Below are 17,396 nucleotides of genomic sequence, written 5' to 3' on the forward strand. Positions count from 1 at the left end.
GACGGCGCCTCACCGCGCCACGCCCCGCCGTTCCCGGGCCGGCATGCCGGTGACGTCGATCAGCACGCCGATCATCCGGGCGCGCACGCCGGCGTCGTCGGTCACGGTGGTGGCGCGGCAGCGCACCCACATCTCGCGGCCGTCCGCGGCGAGCAGGCGGTGCTCCAGGTCGAGCGGCTCCTCCGCGCCCGCGAGCTGCCGGGCGATCGCGATCTGCACGGTCCGCACGTCCTCGGGGTGCACGCGCCCGGTCCACTCCTCGATGCCGGTGCACGCGGCGTCGTCGGGCAGGCCGACCAGGGCGCGCCAGGTGCGCGAGTAGAAGACCTGCCCGGTCGCGATGTCCCAGTCCCAGGTGCCCTCCAGGGCGACGTCCTGGACCAGTGCGTTGCGCTCCACCTCCGTACGCAGGTCGAGCACGAGCGCCCGCTCCCGGTCCGCGGCCTCCGCGAGCGCGGCCCGCTGCCGCTGCAGCGACGTCAGCCGGTCCTCCCGGTCCAGCGCGACGGCCACCATGGCCGCCCAGTGGTCGTACTTGTCGCGCGAGCTCGTGGCGCGCGTGTCCACGCCGCCGCCGATCGCCAGCATGCCCCAGTCGCTCTGCCCGAACGTCACCGGGACCACGAACACGACCCCCTCGCCCGAGAGCGCGGGCGGCGGGAACGTGCCCACCGGCATGCGCTTGCCCACCAGCGCCGTCGCCTGGCGGGACGTGGCGGTGGTGCCCACGATCTCCAGGGTCCGCGCCGCGTCCACCGGGCCGGACGGCGGGCCGGCCGCCGCGCCGGCTGCCACGGCCGACCCGGGCGCTCCCTCGGTGTCCGTCCACAGGGCGAGCGTGGCCGGGCTGCGGTGCCCGCGCGGGAGCCAGGTCAGCGCCCGGATCGCGCGCCCGTCGGCGTGCAGCAGGTCGAGGTCGAGCTCGTACTGGTCGGTGATCGTCCGTTCGAGCTGTCCCGACCGGGCCAGGAGGGTCTGGGTGCACCCGGCGCTGAGGGCGACCAGCACGTCGGTCGCGGTCCGGGTGACGGCGCGGGCGCGGGCGGCCCGGCTCGGGACGCGGGCCGCGCCGACCGGGCCGGCCCCGGCTGCACCCTTGGCCGACGGCGCCGGCTCCCCGACGGCGCCGGCCACCACCTGGCCGGTGCGCACCTCCTCCCGGAACTCCTCCTCGACCGACCGCAGTGCGGGGATGAGCTGCTCCAGCGCCTCGGGGTGGGGCCGCAGCACGCGCGTGCTCTCGGCGAGGCTGGTGAGCGTCGCCTGGGTGGGCGGCTGGCCCAGCGCCGCCGCGCCGCGGAACAGCCGCTGCACGCCGCGCATCCACGAGTCCAGGTCGGCGCCCGGTCCGAGGCGCGCCTCGGCGCCGTCGAACGTCGCCCGCGCCACCTCGCCGAACCGGCGCCACGCCGTCGAGCCCTCCTGCGCGGGCAGGCCCTCGAGGAGCGTGCCCGCCCGGGCGTCGAGGCAGCCGCAGGACTCTCGGGTCACCAGCGTGGAGCGCGACAGGTGCTGGCCCGCCACGCGTTCGCCCCGGATCCGGGCGAGGAGCAGCGAGACGGCCAGCTCGCCCACCTGGTCGTGGTGCGGGTCCACGGACGCGAGCCGGGGGCGCACGCGGGCGCCCGCCTCGGAGTGGTCGAAGCCCACGATCGCCTGGTCACCGGGCAGGGACAGCCCCTGGGCCCGCAGCACGCGGGAGAACCCGATCGCGTTGCGGTCGGTGGCGGCGACGGTCGCCGTCGTCGGCAGGCCCGGGCCGCCCACGACGGCCTGCGCCACGGCCGCCGCGCTCGCCTCCTGGTTGTCGGCCGTGCGGTAGAGCCACTCGGGCCGGGGTGTGATGCCGTGGGCGGCGAGCGTCGCGACGTACGCCGCATGTCGTTCGACGATGTCGGCCTGGCGCAGGCTGCCGAGGAACCCGATCTCCCGGTGCCCGTGCGCGATGAGGTGTTCCACCGCGGCCCGCGTGCCGCCCTCGTTGTCGGGCGTCACCACGGGGGCGTCAATGCTGGTGGTGCGCTCGCTGACCAGCACCAGAGGGGTGCCGTCCGCCTCGATCCGGAGCAGCGTCGCCTCGTTGACGGCCGACGTGATGACGATGACGCCGTCGAGCTGGCCGAGGCTCACGGCCGCGGTGCCGGGCGGGCGGTCCGGGAACTGCTCGCGCTCCAGGTCTGCCGGGTAGGTCTGCACCGCGACCACGCGGTGCCCCTCCGGCCGGACGGTGCGCGCGATCCCGGCGAGCACCCGTCCGAAGTAGTAGCCACCGACCACCGGGGACAGCACCCCGATGACATACCTGCGCTTTCCACTAAGCATGCTTATACACCCGTCTTCGTTGACGCTGTGCAAAATTCACCCAAGGGTGCATGCTACGTGGTTATGGTCCCAACGTCGCGACCGAACCATCCTGAAGTGTCCGATTACTCGACCCCTGCGCGACGGCCGACCATCGTCGACGTCGCACGGGTCGCCGGCGTCTCGACCGCCGTCGTGTCGTACACGCTCAACGGCCGCCGCGGGGTCTCCGCCGCGACCCGGGAGCGGGTGCTCCGCGCGGCGGACGAGCTCGGCTGGCGGCCCGCTACCGCGGCCCGTTCGCTGCGCAGCGGTCCGGCCGCCGCGGCCCTGGTCGTGGTGCACGACCAGCCGTTCGGCACCCGGGCGGCGTTCCCGCTCGACCTCGTGACCGGCGCGCTCCAGACCATCGGCCCGGACACCCTCACGCTCGCCGTGCACGTGGCCGGCTCCACGGTCGAGGCCGCGCAGCTCATGGACCGCTGGTGGACCGAGCGGCGCTACGCCGCGTTCGTGGTCACGGGCGTCCGGGCGGACGACGAGCGCCTCGCCACCCTGCGCTCCCTGCCCGCGCCGGCCGTCGTGGTGGGCACTGCGCCGGACGGCGCCCCCGCCACCTGGCAGCACGTGGTGCTCGACGACGGCGACGCGTTCGAGCAGGTGGGCGGCTTCCTGGCCGAGCTGGGGCACCGGCGGGTCGCGATGGTCGCGGGGTCGGAGCGCCTCGTCTCGCCCGCCCGCCGGGCCGCCGCCCTGGAGGTGGCGCTGGCCCGGCGCGGCATCGACCTGCGCACCGTCGCGGGCGACGGACCCGAGCGCGCGGCGGCGGCGCTGCGCCCGCTGCTCGCCGCCGCGGACCGCCCCACGGCGGTGGTGACCGACGACGACGCCACGGCCGGGCTCGTGCTCGACGTCGCCCGGCGGCTGGGCCTCGGCGTGCCGTGGGACCTGTCGGTGGTCGCCGGGACCGACTCGCCGGCGTGCTACCTGACCACGCCGTCGCTCACCGCCGTGCCGTACCCCGTGGAGGAGCTCGGCCGGGCCACCGGCCGGGCGCTGCGCACCGTGCTCGGTACCGGTCCCGGTCGGCGTGGCACGGGGTCCGGGCCGGGTGCGGACCCGGCCCCGGGTGCTGCGCCGCCGTCGGGCACCGTGGCGGTGGGGCGGCTCGTGGTGCGCGGCTCGACGGCGCCGCCGCCCGGCGGCTAATCGTTTAAGACGGTTCTGCCGCAGCCAAACGGTAGGCAAAGTTGCGCCATGCCGCGGCGGAACGAGCCGCCGTGGTGCGCGGACCGTCGTCAGGCCCCCCGGGGCCGACGCGGCGCGCGCTCGGTCCGGCCAACGGAGGTCACCGTGTCATCAGCACCTCGCCGCACACGCGGCACGTCCCCACGCAGGTCCCGCACCGTGGCGGCAGCGGCAGCGGGCGTCCTGCTCGCGGTTCCCGCGCTCGTCGCCGTCTCGAGCGCTCCCGCCGTCGCGCTCGAGGACAACCCGTTCGTCGGGGCCGCGCAGTACGTCAACCCGGACTGGTCGGCCCTGGTCGAGACGGCCGCCGACGAGGTCGGCGACGCCGCGCTCGCGGCGGACATGCGCGCTATCGCTGACGAGCCGACGTCGGTCTGGATGGACCGCATCGCCGCGATCGAGGGCACCGAGCGGCAGCACGGCCTCGAGTGGCACCTCGACCAGGCCGTGTCGCAGGCCGGCGGCTCGCCCCTGGTGTTCAACGTGGTCATCTACGACCTGCCCGGCCGCGACTGCCATGCCCTCGCCTCGAACGGCGAGCTGCCCGCGAGCGCGGCGGGGATGACCCGGTACAAGACCGAGTACATCGACCCGATCGTCGCGCTGCTGGACCGGCCCGAGTACGAGAACCTGCGGATCGTCGCGACGATCGAGCCGGACTCGCTGCCCAACCTCGTGACCAACCAGTCCGACGCCGACTGCGTCGCAGCGGCCCCGTACTACCGCGAGGGCGTGCAGTACGCGATCTCGGAGCTGTACGAGGTCGGCAACGTGTACTCCTACATCGACGCGGCCCATTCGGGCTGGCTCGGCTGGCCGAACAACTCCAGCGGCGCGGCGCAGGAGTTCGCCACCGTCATCGAGGGCGGCACCTACGGGTGGAACGCCGTGTCCGGGTTCGTCACCAACACGGCGAACACCACGCCGCTGGAGGAGACGTACCTGACCAACCCCGACCTCCAGGTCGGCGGCGGCCAGGTGAGGTCCGCCGGCTGGTTCGAGTGGAACCCCGACTTCGACGAGATCGACTGGACCGCGAACCTCTACGACCTGATGGTCGCGCAGGGCGCCCCGTCGAGCATCGGCATGCTCGTCGACACCGGTCGCAACGGCTGGGGCGGGTCCGCCCGCCCGACGGCGGTCAGCACCTCCACCGACCTCAACACCTACGTCAACGAGTCCAAGGTGGACCGCCGTAACCACCGCGGTGCCTGGTGCAACCCGTCCGGCGCCGGCATCGGTGAGCGGCCGACGGTCGCGCCGTCGGGCCACGCCGAGTCGCACCTCGACGCCTACGTGTGGGTCAAGCCCCCGGGCGAGTCGGACGGCTCGTCCACCGAGATCCCGAACGACGAGGGCAAGCGCCTGGACCGGATGTGCGACCCGACGTACCAGTCCAGCGAGCTGGGCGGCCGGTTCACGGGCGCCCTCGCGGACGCCCCGCTGTCGGGCCACTGGTTCCAGGCCCAGTTCGAGATGCTCGTCGCCAACGCGTACCCCGCGATCGGCTAGGCGGCCGCTCCATCCCCTTCGAGACCCGGGTTTCTCCGCTTTCGGCCCCTCGAGAGCGGAGAAACCCGGGTCTCGAAGAGGAAGAAACGGAGGCCTCGAAGGGAAGGAGCCTCCCGCCCCGTCTCGCTGCGCGTCGGCGTCATCTCCGCGAAACTCGGGTGGCGTTAACATCGCCGCTTCGTCGAGAGGGGAGTGTCCGTGGCTGAGCGCGTCACGTTCGAGAGCACCACGGGGCCGCGCCTCGCGGGCATCATCGACCGGCCGGACGGCGAGGTGCGGGGCTGGGGGGTCTTCTCCCACGGGTTCACGCTGGGCAAGGACTCGCCGGCCGCGGCGCGGATCTGCAAGCAGCTCGCCGGCGAGGGCATCGGGATGCTGCGCTTCGACAACCTGGGCCTGGGCGACTCCGAGGGCGACTGGGGCGACGGCTCGTTCACGCACAAGGTGGCCGACACCGTGCGGGCCGCCGAGTTCATGGCCGACCAGGACATGCCCGTGCACCTCCTGGTGGGGCACTCCTTCGGCGGCGCCGCGGTGATCGCGGCCGGTGCCGACGTCCCGGGCGTGCAGGCGGTCGCGACCATCGGCGCCCCCGTGCAGCCGCGGCACGCGGAGCACAACTACGACGCCGTCCTGGGCCGGGTGTTCGACGACGGCCACGCCCAGTGGATGGTGGGCGGCCGCGCGCTCACGCTGAAGCGGCACTTCGTCGAGGACGTCCGGCGGGCCGAGCTGCGCTCGAAGATCCGCGAGCTGGGCTCGCCGCTGCTGGTGATGCACTCGCCGACGGACAGCACGGTGGACATCTCGAACGCGGGGGAGATCTTCCGGGAGGCCCGGCACCCCCGGTCGTTCGTGTCCCTGGAGGGTGCCGACCACCTGCTCACGGCGCCGGGCCAGGCCAAGCGCGCCGCCCGCATCATCAGCGCCTGGGCGGACCAGTACCTGACGGCGTGAGCCCCCTGCGGCTCACGGCCGCAGTGCCGCCCGGCGCCGGGTCAGCGTGTCCGGCGTCGAGCGGTGGCCGCAGAACGCGAGCGCGTAGAGGAACGTGACCGCGGCGGCGAGCAGGAGCACCTCGCCGCCGTCCTCCAGGGAGCTGAGCACGACGTGCCAGACGCCGCGGTTCGTCGTGAACCCGTGCACGGCGTCGATCCCCACCCCGCACACCACCAGCAGCGCGAGGAGCACGGTGAGCACCCGCGACGACGCGCGCCACTCGGGTCCCGCCCAGCGGTAGGAGACGGCGACGGCGGTCAGCAGCAGGCACCCGACGAACGCGAGCCAGACGATCTCGCCGACCGGCTGCCCGTACGGGTACGGCACGGTGACGTTCGCCGAGACCACCTTGGCCATCCGCTCGTGCAGCATGAGGTAGTCGTCGGCGAGGAGCACGACGAACACAACGGCCCACGCGGCGAGGACCGCCTGCCGGTGCGCCACGGCGAGATACAGGGCGAGCCCGGCCGCCCAGGCGGTGAAGACGTACCCGACCACCTCGGGCACGCTGCGCTCCATCGCGAACCGGAAGCCGGGCCACTCGGGGATGCCCAGGAACGAGTGCGAAAGGAAGATCACGTTGAGGCCGAGGGCCACCGTGACCAGCATGCCGAACAGGCCGGCGACAGGACGGTGCTCCAGCCCGAGGGCGGCGGCGGCTCGCGTGTGCACCTGTGGTTCTCCTCGACCGTGGTTTCGCGGACGCGCACACGCTCTCGTGGCCGGATGAGGCGGTGAGGAGAGCGCGATGAGAGTTCTCTCATCAGGCGTTCTCCGGTCCGGACCCGGCGCACCGGGGCGGCGCGGCGCAGGTCACTGTCCACGGACGGCGAGGCACCCCGCCGCGCAAGTAGACTCGTCCCGGAATTCCCTCACCTTCAAGGAGCCTTCGTGGGACGCGTCGTCGTCGAGGTCATGCCCAAGCCCGAGATCCTGGACCCCCAGGGCAAGGCTGTCGTCGGAGCGCTGCCGCGCCTCGGCTTCACCCAGTTCTCCGGTGTGCGTCAGGGCAAGCGGTTCGAGCTCGAGGTGGAGGGTGAGGTCACGCCGGAGATCCTCGCCGCCGCTCGGGAGGCCGCGGCCACCCTGCTGTCCAACCCGGTGATCGAGGACGTGGTCTCGGTCTCGGACGCCGCCGCGGTCCCGGGTGAGGCGACCGGCACCCCGGTGAGCGCCTGATGTCGGCCACCGAGCCGACGCCGGCCGCCGTGGCCGCCCCCGGGATCGCCGGCGCCCGGATCGGCGTCATCACGTTCCCCGGGACGCTCGACGACCGTGACGCGGTGCGCGCCGTGCGCCTGGCCGGCGCCGAGGCGGTCTCGCTCTGGCACGCCGACGAGTCGCTGCAGGACGTCGACGCCGTGGTGCTGCCCGGCGGCTTCTCCTACGGTGACTACCTGCGCGCGGGCGCGATCAGCCGGTTCGCGCCGGCGATGTCCGCCGTGGTCGACGCCGCCAAGGGCGGCATGCCGGTGCTCGGCATCTGCAACGGCTTCCAGGTCCTCACCGAGGCACACCTGCTGCCGGGTTCGATGGTCAAGAACGACCACCTGCACTTCGTGTGCCGGGAGCAGTCGCTGATCGTCGAGAACGCGCGCACTGCCTGGACCAACGAGTTCCGCCGCGGGCAGCAGATCACGATCCCGCTGAAGAACCAGGACGGCCAGTTCGTCGCCGACGAGCGCACCCTCGACGAGCTCGAGGGCGAGGGCCGCGTCGTCTTCCGCTACGACGGCTGGAACCCGAACGGGTCGCGCCGCGACATCGCGGGCATCACCAACGACCGCGGCAACGTCGTGGGGCTCATGCCCCACCCGGAGCACGCGGTCGAGGCCGGCTTCGGCCCGGCGTCGGCCGAGGGGCCGCGCGCCGGTGTGGACGGGCTGACGTTCTTCACGTCGGTGCTGTCCTCCCTGGTCCACGCGTGACCACCGGACAGTTCCGGGCAGGCGGGCATGGTCGCTGAGGTTCTCGCGGGTCTCACGATCGAGACGGTCGGCTGGGACCACGCGGACGCCGTCAGCCTGCGCGCCGAGCAGCAGCACGAGATCGACCTGCGGTACACGCAGCCCGGCCGGCCGTCGACGACGGACGCTGACGGCGCTCCGGTGCCTGACGCGCGCGACCAGGTGGATCCGTCGAACGTGTTCGCGACCCTGCTGCTGCGGGTCGACGGCGCACCGGCCGGCCACGCCGCGCTGCGCGACCTGTCGGGCCGCGACGACTACCAGGGCGGCCTGCACCCGGACGGCACGGCCGAGGTCAAGCGCGTGTACGTGGCGCCGGGCTTCCGCGGGCGCGGGCTCTCCCGCACGCTGATGAACGCCGCGGAGGACGTCGCCCGCGACGCCGGCGTGCGACACCTGGTCCTGGAGACCGGGCTCATGCAGCCCGAGTCGCTCGGGCTGTACCTGCGGCTGGGGTACGACCCCGTCGAGTCGTTCGGTGTGTTCTCGGACGAGCCGGGCTCGCGGTGCTTCGGCAAGTGGCTGGTGCCCGACGCCGGTCCGCAGGCCACGGCTGCCGCGCCCGCCGGGACCCCTGCACCGGCCCTGGTGCTGCGCGAGGTGCCCTGGGACGACCCCGACGCCGCCGCCCTGCGGCGTGCCATGTGGACCTTCCTCCAGCCGCTCTACCCGCAGCTGGCACGGGACATCGAGGCGCGCGGCGGCCACGACGTCGCCGACGCCGAGCGGGGGCGCACCGCGCTGGTGACGGTCCTGGCCACGCTCGACGGCCGGCCCGTCGGCTGCGCCACCCTCGCACCGTCGCCGGTGGGCCCGGAGCACCTCACGGCCGACCCGCTGCGCGGCGTCGGCGGTCTCACGGCCGCCCCGGAGGCGGGCGAGTCTCGTGGGTTCGAGCTGCAGAGCGTGTTCGTGGACCCGTCGGTGCGCCGCGCGGGTGTCGCCTCGGCGCTGGTCGAGCACATCGAGGAGGCGGCCCGACGGCGCGGCGGCCTGGCGTTCTACCTCAACACCGGCATCCGGCAGCCCACGGCGTTGCGCCTGTACGTGAAGCTCGGCTACCGGCCGGTGCTGCCGTACCCGCCCCACGACGCGGACGACGCCCAGCTCCTGTTCCTCGGCAAGGCGCTCTGACCGTAGGTCCGGGACGGCGCCGGGGAAGACGGTACCCAGCCGAAGGGGTGACGCAGACGTAGCACTGCTGGCTCAGTGTTACCCCCTCGGCTGCGCAACCCTTTCCCCGAGCCCTGGGCTCGCGCTACGACCGCCCGCGCAGGTACTCCAGCTGCGCCCGCACCGACGACCGGGCCGCGGGCAGCACCGACGTGTCGACGTCGGCGTACACCGCGCCGGTCACGGCGTCCAGGAGCGGGTCCGGGAGCGGGACGACGGCGTCCGGCAGTGTCACCCCGAGGGCGGTGAGCGCGGAGCGCACCTGGTCCAGCCGCTCCGTGCGGTGCTCGCGGTACGCGTGCACCACGGCGCGCAGGTCCGGGATCACCGGTCCGTGCCCGGGCAGCCCCGGCACCGGGCCGGGCAGGTCCAGCGCGCTCAGCCGGTCCAGCGACGCCAGGTAGTCCCGCAGCGAACCGTCCGGCTCGGCGAGCACGGTGGTGCCGCGGCCCAGCACCGTGTCCCCGGTGAGCACCACGGTGGACGTGCCGTCCGAGACGACGAGGCACACCGAGTCCGCCGTGTGGCCCGGCGTGGCCAGCACCTCGATGCGCAGGCCCGCCACCTCCAGGACCTCGCCGTCGGCCAGCGGACCCGTGCTCGCGCCGGCGTCCCGCCCGTCGCCCGTGCCGGCGGCGCAGAACTCCGGCAGCACGCCGCGCGACGGCGCGCCGGTGAGCGCCCGAAACGGTGCCAGCCCGCCGGTGTGGTCGGCGTGCCGGTGGGTGACGAGCACCAGGTCGACGCGGCCGGCGTCGGCCAGCGCGGCGAGGTGGGGCGGGAGGTCCGGGCCGGGGTCCACGACCACGCAGCCCGGCGCCCCGGGGGCACCCAGCACGTACGACCGGGTGCCGTCGAGCGTCATCGGCCCGGGGTTGTCGGCCCGGAGCATCCTCGCAAAGGGGGTAATGGGGTCCACCGAATCACCCTATCCAGAGGTCAGCAGCGCTTGTGCCTCGCCGGAGGGCGGTGTGTGATCGGTAAATCACCTCCCAATGAAGAGAGGAATATCTCAGATGTCCGCCATCTCAGGCGCGGCGCAGCACTACCGCGTCCGCAGAACACCGGCACTCATCTCCGTGGCGGCTCTTGCCACCACGACACTGTTCGTACCCCCTCTGGCCACCCGCGCCGCCCCGGCCGCCGAGGCCGTCGTGAGCGCGGACTCCGTCACCTTCGTCGACGACGGCGCCACCGCGACGGTCACCGTCACGGTCGAGGCCGCCGACGGCGCCGTGCTCGACGCCCCTGTCACCGTCGGCTGGCGCACCGGCTCCGGCACGGCCACCGCCGACGCCGACTACGCCGCCACCTCCGGCACGCTCGAGTTCCCCGCCGGCACGCAGTCTGGCACCGAGCGGACCGTCCGGATCACCACCCGCGCCTCGAACTCCGGCGAGACGGCGGAGACCGTGCCCGTGACCCTGGAGTCACGGGACGCGCAGGTCTCCCGCCAGCCCGCCGTCGTCGTGCGGGCGCACGGCCTGCCCTACCTGGACCCGCGCCTGTCCACCAAGAAGCGTGTCGCCGACCTCCTGAAGCGCATGACGTACGCGGAGAAGGTCGGGCAGATGACCCAGGCGGAGCGCGCGAACGTCACCAGCGACCCGGCGGCCATCACCGAGCTCGGCCTCGGCTCGGTGCTCAGCGGCGGCGGTTCGACGCCCGCCGAGAACACACCCGAGGCCTGGGCGGACGCGATCGACGGCTTCCAGACGCAGGCCCTCGCGACGCGGCTGCAGATCCCGCTGATCTACGGCGTCGACTCCGTGCACGGGCACGGCAACCTGAACGGCGCGACGATCCTGCCGCACAACATCGGGCTCGGCGCCACGCGCGACCCCCTGCTGGTCGCGCGGGCCGAGCGCATGGTCGCGTCCGAGACGCGGGCGACCGGCATCCCGTGGACGTTCGCGCCGTGCGTGTGCGTGGTGCGCGACGACCGCTGGGGCCGTACCTACGAGTCCTTCGGGGAGCACCCCGCGCTCGCGAGCGTGCTCGGTGCGGCTGCCGTGACCGGCTTCCAGGGCAAGGACCTGGACAGCAGCACGTCCGTGCTCGCGACCGCCAAGCACTTCGCGGGCGACGGCGACACCACCTTCGGCACCGGCGAGGGCGACTACACGATCGACCAGGGCATCACCGAGCAGAGCCGGCGGCACGTCGAGCAGGTGGACCTGCCGCCGTACGTCGCGGCGCTCAAGGCCGGCGTCGGCTCCGTCATGCCGAGCTTCTCCAGCATCGACTGGACCGACGACGGCCTCGGCAACCCCGTGAAGATGCACGCGAACCGCGAGCTGGTCACGGGGTGGCTCAAGCAGAAGCAGGGTTTCGACGGGTTCGTGATCAGCGACTGGCAGGGGATCCACCAGATCCCGCCGCTCGCGGACGACTCCCCGACCACCGACCAGATCGTCACCGGCGTGAACGCGGGCATCGACATGTTCATGGAGCCGTCGCAGTTCGAGCGCTTCCACACGCGGCTGCTCGCGGCGGTCCAGGACGGGCGCGTCGGCGAGCGGCGCATCGACGACGCCGTGTCCCGGATCCTCGCCGCCAAGTTCGAGCTGGGGCTGTTCGAGGAGCCGTTCGCGGACCGGTCGAACGCCGGCGACATCGGTTCGGCGGAGCACCGGGCGATCGCCCGCAAGGCTGTCGCCGAGTCGCAGGTGCTGCTCAAGAACAGCCGGCGCGCCCTGCCCCTGGACGACGACGAGAGCTTCTACGTGGCGGGCCGCAACGCCGACGACCTGGGCAACCAGGCCGGCGGCTGGACCGGCACGTGGCAGGGGTTCTCGGGCGACGTCACCGCGGGCACCACGATCCTGGAGGGCATCGAGGCCGCGGCCGACGACGTCACGTTCAGCGAGGACGCCTCCGCGCCGACGGACGGTGCCGACGTCGGCATCGTCGTCGTCGGCGAGACGCCGTACGCCGAGGGGTTCGGTGACGTCGGCGGGCCCGAGTGGGCCTGGGACCCGGCCGACGGCGGGGTACCCCGTGAGGAGAAGTCGATGTCGCTGCAGCCCGGCGACGCCGAGGTCGTGGAGAAGGTCTGCGCCGAGATCCGGACCTGCGTGGTCCTGGTGGTCTCGGGGCGGCCGCAGGTGCTCACCGACCAGCTCCGGTCGATCGACGCGCTGGTCGCGTCGTGGCTGCCGGGCACGGAGGGCGCCGGCGTCGCCGACGTGCTGTTCGGCGAGCGGCGGTTCACGGGCAAGCTGCCGGTCTCGTGGCCGCGGTCGGCCGACGACCCGGTGGTGAACGTCGGGGACAAGCACTACGACCCGCTGTTCCCGTTCGGCTGGGGCCTGTCCACGGGCGGGCGCACGTCGCACCACGACGAGCAGCGGCTCGCGCTGCAGAACGAGGTGCTCGACCCGGCCACCGGCGTCCCGCCGGTGGCGTCCAGGGCGATCGCGACGTCGGACGTTGCGCTCCTGGAGGGCCACGAGACCCAGGCGACCCGGATCCTCACCCGGGCCGGGAGCTGACGAGGCGTCGAGGTCTGGTGGCGCACCACCAGACCTCGACGGCCTACCCTGCCGAGTCCAGCGCCTGCTGGACGTCCTCGATGATGTCCTGGACGTCCTCCAGGCCCACCGAGAGGCGGACCGTCATCTCCGCGATGCCGACGGCGGCCCGGCCCGGCGCCCCCAGCTTGCGGTGCGTGGTCGTCGCGGGGTGGGTGATCAGGGACTTCGCGTCGCCGAGGTTGTTCGAGATGTCGACCAGCCGCAGGGCGTCGAGGAACGCGAACGTGTGCCGCTTCGCGGCGTCGTCGTCCGTGCCTGCGGGGACCGCCAGGTCGAACGTCACGACGGTGCCGCCCCCGCTCATCTGCGACCGCGCCAGCTCCGCCTGCGGGTGGGAGTCGAGGAACGGGTAGCGCACGGTGCCCACGGCGGGCAGGTCCTCCAGGGCCTGCGCGACGGCGAGGGCGCTCGCGCTCTGGGCCGCGACGCGCACCGGCAGCGTCTCCAGGCCCTTGAGCAGGGTCCACGCGTTGAACGGCGAGAGCGACGGACCGGTGTTGCGGATGAACGTCTGCACGGGCCCGGTGATGTAGTCCGTGGAGCCGAGGATCGCGCCGCCCAGCACGCGACCCTGCCCGTCGATGTGCTTGGTCGCTGAGTAGACGACCACGTCGGCGCCCAGCTCCAGCGGCTTCTGCAGCAGCGGGGTGGCGAACACGTTGTCGAGCACCACCGTCGCCCCGGCGGCGTGCGCCAGGTCCACGACGGCGCGGACGTCCACGATGTCCTGCATCGGGTTCGAGGGCGTCTCGAAGAACACCACGTCCGCGGGCGTCGAGAGTGCGTCCTCCCACTGGGACAGCACGTGCCCGTCCACGTAGTCGGTGCGCACGCCCCACTTCTTGAAGATCTCCTCGAAGATCACCACGCTGGACCCGAACAGCGCCCGGGCGGCCACGATCCGGGAGCCCGAGCTCACGAGCGCGGCCAGCGACGTGAACACCGCGGACATGCCGGTCGCGGTCGCGTAGCAGGCGTCGGCGCCCTCGAGCTGGCGCAGGCGCTCCTCGAAGGTGTGCACCGTCGGGTTGCCGTAGCGCGAGTAGACGAACCGGTCGACGTCGCCCTTGAACGCGGCCTCGGCCTCGGCGGCGTTGTCGTAGACGTAGCCCTGCGTGAGGAACAGCGCCTCGCTCGTCTCCTGGAACTCGCTGCGCTGGTGGCCGCCGCGCACGGCGAGCGTCGCCGGGCGGACGCCGTCGGGGAGCGGCTTGCGGCCGGAGCCGCCGGGGTTCGCGTCCGGCGGGAACGCGCCGGTGACGGTCACGCGGGGCCCGCCGTCCACGGCAGCCCGGCGACCTTCCAGCCCTGCTGGTCCCGGACGCCGTCGGCACCGGGCGCGCCCTCGAAGCCCTCCAGCACGTTGTACGACGGCGCGATGCCCGACGCCGTGGCGAGCCGCGCCGCCGCGATCGAGCGCTGGCCGGAGCGGCACAGGAAGACGACGGGCCCGCCGGAGACGCCGGCCGCCTTGAGCTCCTCCAGGAACGCGGGGTTGGGCCGGCCGCCGGCCTGCACCCACTCGCTGAACACGGGCTGCTTCTCCAGCGACGCCGTGTCCGGGATGCCGATCGTGCGCCACTCGCCCTCGGTACGGACGTCCACGAGCGTGGCGTCCGGGTCGCCGGCGAGCAGGTCCCAGGCCTGCTGGGGCGTGATGTCGCCGGCGTAGCCGTCGGCCGGTCGTGCTTCGACGCGCGCGGGGTCGCTCATGATGCTCCTCCATCGGTCGTGGCGGTAGCACCCTCGTCCGTTCTCCGCGGCTGCGGGGAACGCTGGGTTGCTGCGGCGTCGTCGTGCCACGTCACTCGGCCGCTCGGGATGGTCGATGGCAACCCTACGACATGTGTCCGGTAGGTGGAACAGTGTCTCGACAGGCAATCCGGTGGCTCCGGCTGTAAAGTTTGATCCCGACAGTTTGTAAGGTTTAAGTCCGACGATCTGTAAAGTATGAGGCCGCGATGACCTACGCACCCAGGGCGATCGACCCCCATCTCGTCGAGATGCTCGCGGGGCTGCCGGCCGTAGCCGTCGAGGGGCCGAAGGCGGTCGGCAAGACGGCGACTGCCGCCCGGCTCGCCCGGACGATCATCCGGCTGGACCGCGAGGACGAGGTGGAGCTCCTGGCGGTCGATCCGGGCAGGCTGAGCCGGGGGCCGGCGCCGGTCCTCGTCGACGAGTGGCAGCTGATGCCGCAGTCGTGGGACCTCGTCCGCCGGGCGGTCGACGACGGGGCGGGTGCCGGCGCGTTCCTCCTGACCGGCTCCGCCACACCGCGGGCCAGGACCCATTCGGGCGCCGGTCGTATCGTCCGGGTCCGCATGCGGCCGATGTCGTTCGCCGAGCGGCAGATCGAGTCGCCCACGGTCTCGTTCGCCGGCCTGCTGGCCGACGGCCCTGCCGAGATCGGCGGCCGGACCGAGGTGGCGCTGGAGGACTACGCCGAAGAGATCGTCCGTTCCGGATTTCCCGCCATCCGGGGCCTGGAGGGTGTGCATCGCCGCGACGCGCTCGAGAGCTACCTGACGCGGATCGTCGATCACGACTTCAGCGAGCTCGGTCACGTGGTCCGTCGCCCCAGGGTGCTCGAGGCCTGGCTGACCGCCTACGCGGCGGTGACGGGAACCACGGCCACGTACGAGTCGATCCTCGACGCGGCGACCCAGGGGATCGGCGACAAGCCGACCCGCCCGACGACGGCGGCCTACCGTGACACGCTGGAACGGCTGTGGATCCTGGACGAGGTGCCTGCCTGGGTCGGGAGCCGGAACCGCCTGGCGTCGCTCACCCAGGCCTCGAAGCACTTCCTGGCGGATCCCGCGCTCGCGGCGCGGCTCCTGGGCGTGGGGGCCGGTGCGCTGATCGACACGCCGCAGCCCGGAAAGATCGTGGCCCGGGACGGCACTCTGCTCGGGGCACTGTTCGAACACCTCGTGGCCCTGAGCGTACGCGTGCACGCGGAGGTCGAGCGTGCGCGCGTCCTGCACCTGCGGACCAAGGGTGGCGAGCACGAGGTCGATCTCATCGTGGAGCGCGACGATGGGAAGGTCCTGGCGATCGAGATCAAGCTGAACCGGCTGCCGACCGACAAGGACGTGCGGCACCTGCGCTGGCTGAAGGAGAAGCTGGGCGACGACCTGGTCGACGCCGTCGTGGTCACCACCGGGCCGCTCGCGTACCGCCGGCCGCAGGACGGCATCGCGGTGGTCCCGCTGGCCCTCCTGGGACCATGACGACCATGACGACGATGCCCGGGAACGAGGAACCGCTGACCGGCGGGAACATGTCCGAGGTCGTACGCGTGGGCGACACCGTGCGGCGTTCCGCCGGACCATGGTCGCCCACGGTCCACGCGTACCTGCGCCACGTCCGGGACCGTGGCGTCACGGAGGTGCCGGAAGCCTTCGGGCTCGACGAGCGGGGACGCGAGATCGTCTCGTTCCTCCCGGGCGACGTCCCGGGCTGGCCGGCCCCGGAGTGGCTCTGGTCCGCGGAGAACCTGCGCGCCGCCGGGCGTCTCCTGCGCCGGCTCCACGACGCATCCCTCGGCCTCGACCCGCCGGGCGCCGTCTGGCAGCTGCCCGCCCGCGAGCCGGCCGAGGTGATCTGCCACAACGACGCCGCGCCGTACAACATGGTGTTCCGCGCGGGCCGGCTCGTCGGACTCATCGACGTGGACACGGCGTCGCCCGGGCCTCGCTCGTGGGACGTGGCATACACCGCGTACCGCATGGCCCCGTTCGCGGGCGACGCGTTCGCCGGGGTCACCTACGACGTCGGGCACCTGGACCCGCCGGCCCGGCTGGACGCGCTGGTCGCCGCGTACGGCGCCGAGTGGTCGCGCGCCGACGTGCTCGGCACGATGGCAGAGCGCCTGACGGAGCTCGCCGCGTTCAGCGAGGCCAGGGCCGACGACGGCGGGCCCGCCGCGCTGCGCGACCACGCCGCGATGTACCGCTCGGACGCGGCTCGCGTCGCCGGCCTCGGGGCCGGTCAGCCGCCGTAGCGGAGCTCGACGCGGCGGTTCTCCGCGCGGGCTCGGGCCACGGCCTCCTCGCTCCCGGTCTCGGCCTCCTTGAGCTGCGTCTCGCCGAAGCCCTGGACGTCGAGCTTCAGGTCAGCCCGAGCGGCGCGGACGGCAGCCGCCACGGCCTTGGCCCGGCGTTCCGAAAGGTCCTGGTTGAAGGCGTCGGTGTCGACCGAGTCGGTATGACCGTAGACCCTCACGGCCGCTCCCTTCGGCACGTCCGCGACGAGCGTGGCGATCTTCGCCGTGGCGCTCTTCGGCAGGGTGGCGTCGTTGGTGTCGAAGAGGATGTCGGAGGAGAGGGTCACGACGGTCTCGCCGGACTCCTGCGCGGTGTCGTCGACCGACTCGACCGAGCCCTCGACGACGTATCGCGTGACCGAACCGACCACGTACTCCGTGACGGAGGCGACGAGCTGCTCCTGGGCCGGCTCACCGAGCCCCAGCGCTTCGATGCCGGGCCACGGGTAGCCGCCGGTCGTCGAGCCGTACGTGCCGATCGACCCGCCTGCCGGCGCCGCGGCGGCGGGCGGCACGGAGAGCCCGAGAAGTGTCACGGACACGACTGCGGCGGTGAGTGCGTTCGTGGGTCGCGGCCGGTGGGCGCGACGGGTGCGGTTGCGCTGCATGCGG

Annotated in this window: 15 protein-coding genes; 9 read left to right on the forward strand and 6 right to left on the reverse strand. The window is 73.4% G+C overall.

The window, feature by feature from the left end:
* Positions 1-9: 9 nt before the first annotated feature.
* Complete coding sequence (locus ACIPN7_RS02570) at positions 10-2,322, reverse strand: substrate-binding domain-containing protein (RefSeq protein ID WP_400537676.1); 2,313 nt, start codon at positions 2,320-2,322, stop codon at positions 10-12.
* Positions 2,323-2,418: 96 nt separating this feature from the next.
* Between ACIPN7_RS02570 and ACIPN7_RS02575 the strand changes: the two genes are divergently transcribed.
* The 3 genes from ACIPN7_RS02575 to ACIPN7_RS02585 all read left to right on the forward strand — a co-directional run bounded on the left by ACIPN7_RS02575 (position 2,419) and on the right by ACIPN7_RS02585 (position 6,018).
* A complete protein-coding gene (locus ACIPN7_RS02575) occupies positions 2,419-3,510 on the forward strand; it encodes a LacI family DNA-binding transcriptional regulator (RefSeq protein ID WP_400537678.1) in 1,092 nt (363 codons plus the stop codon).
* 198 nt (positions 3,511-3,708) lie between these two features.
* On the forward strand, positions 3,709-5,061 hold the full coding sequence (locus ACIPN7_RS02580) for a glycoside hydrolase family 6 protein (RefSeq protein WP_400537680.1): 1,353 nt from the start codon (positions 3,709-3,711) through the stop codon (positions 5,059-5,061).
* Positions 5,062-5,253: 192 nt separating this feature from the next.
* Positions 5,254-6,018, forward strand: coding sequence for an alpha/beta hydrolase family protein (locus ACIPN7_RS02585; protein WP_400537682.1), 765 nt, complete (start codon positions 5,254-5,256; stop codon positions 6,016-6,018).
* A 12-nt stretch (positions 6,019-6,030) separates the two neighbouring features.
* Here ACIPN7_RS02585 and ACIPN7_RS02590 read toward each other — a convergent pair whose 3' ends face one another.
* On the reverse strand, positions 6,031-6,732 hold the full coding sequence (locus ACIPN7_RS02590; protein ID WP_400537684.1) for a hypothetical protein: 702 nt from the start codon (positions 6,730-6,732) through the stop codon (positions 6,031-6,033).
* A 219-nt stretch (positions 6,733-6,951) separates the two neighbouring features.
* Between ACIPN7_RS02590 and purS the strand changes: the two genes are divergently transcribed.
* From purS to ACIPN7_RS02605, 3 genes are read left to right on the forward strand one after another with little or no spacing between them, the layout of a single operon-like run.
* Positions 6,952-7,239: a phosphoribosylformylglycinamidine synthase subunit PurS gene (gene purS / locus ACIPN7_RS02595; protein WP_377231761.1), complete on the forward strand. Its 288-nt coding sequence runs from the start codon at positions 6,952-6,954 to the stop codon at positions 7,237-7,239.
* Positions 7,239-7,988, forward strand: coding sequence for a phosphoribosylformylglycinamidine synthase subunit PurQ (gene purQ / locus ACIPN7_RS02600; RefSeq protein WP_400537686.1), 750 nt, complete (start codon positions 7,239-7,241; stop codon positions 7,986-7,988). Before purS ends, purQ begins: the two co-directional genes overlap by 1 nt.
* A 27-nt stretch (positions 7,989-8,015) precedes the next feature.
* On the forward strand, positions 8,016-9,161 hold the full coding sequence (locus ACIPN7_RS02605) for a GNAT family N-acetyltransferase (protein WP_400537688.1): 1,146 nt from the start codon (positions 8,016-8,018) through the stop codon (positions 9,159-9,161).
* Between the two features lie 124 nt (positions 9,162-9,285).
* On the opposite strand, the gene ACIPN7_RS02610 is transcribed toward ACIPN7_RS02605, so the two are convergent.
* Positions 9,286-10,092 (reverse strand): MBL fold metallo-hydrolase, encoded by an 807-nt coding sequence (locus ACIPN7_RS02610; RefSeq protein ID WP_400539138.1) that lies wholly within the window; start codon positions 10,090-10,092, stop codon positions 9,286-9,288.
* Positions 10,093-10,216: 124 nt separating this feature from the next.
* Here ACIPN7_RS02610 and ACIPN7_RS02615 point away from each other — a divergent pair, with 124 nt between their 5' ends.
* Complete coding sequence (locus ACIPN7_RS02615; RefSeq protein ID WP_400537691.1) at positions 10,217-12,694, forward strand: glycoside hydrolase family 3 protein; 2,478 nt, start codon at positions 10,217-10,219, stop codon at positions 12,692-12,694.
* Between the two features lie 43 nt (positions 12,695-12,737).
* On the opposite strand, the gene ACIPN7_RS02620 is transcribed toward ACIPN7_RS02615, so the two are convergent.
* On the reverse strand, positions 12,738-14,003 hold the full coding sequence (locus tag ACIPN7_RS02620; protein ID WP_400537697.1) for an O-succinylhomoserine sulfhydrylase: 1,266 nt from the start codon (positions 14,001-14,003) through the stop codon (positions 12,738-12,740).
* Entirely contained in the window at positions 14,000-14,449 is a 450-nt protein-coding gene (locus ACIPN7_RS02625; protein WP_400537699.1) for a rhodanese-like domain-containing protein, read from the reverse strand. Before ACIPN7_RS02625 ends, ACIPN7_RS02620 begins: the two co-directional genes overlap by 4 nt.
* 248 nt (positions 14,450-14,697) lie before the next feature.
* Between ACIPN7_RS02625 and ACIPN7_RS02630 the strand changes: the two genes are divergently transcribed.
* Positions 14,698-15,969 carry an ATP-binding protein gene (locus ACIPN7_RS02630; protein ID WP_400537701.1) on the forward strand — a complete coding sequence of 424 codons (1,272 nt, stop codon included), beginning with the start codon at positions 14,698-14,700 and terminating at the stop codon, positions 15,967-15,969.
* Between the two features lie 5 nt (positions 15,970-15,974).
* Positions 15,975-16,742, forward strand: a complete 768-nt coding sequence (locus tag ACIPN7_RS02635) for a phosphotransferase enzyme family protein (protein WP_400537703.1) — start codon at positions 15,975-15,977, stop codon at positions 16,740-16,742.
* Here ACIPN7_RS02635 and ACIPN7_RS02640 read toward each other — a convergent pair.
* A complete protein-coding gene (locus ACIPN7_RS02640) occupies positions 16,730-17,392 on the reverse strand; it encodes an OmpA family protein (RefSeq protein ID WP_400537705.1) in 663 nt (220 codons plus the stop codon). The two genes, ACIPN7_RS02635 and ACIPN7_RS02640, sit on opposite strands and share 13 nt — an antisense overlap.
* Positions 17,393-17,396: the final 4 nt, after the last annotated feature.

The sequence above is a fragment of the Promicromonospora sp. NPDC090134 genome (assembly GCF_044746965.1).
In the GTDB taxonomy this organism is placed as follows: Bacteria; Actinomycetota; Actinomycetes; order Actinomycetales; family Cellulomonadaceae; genus Promicromonospora.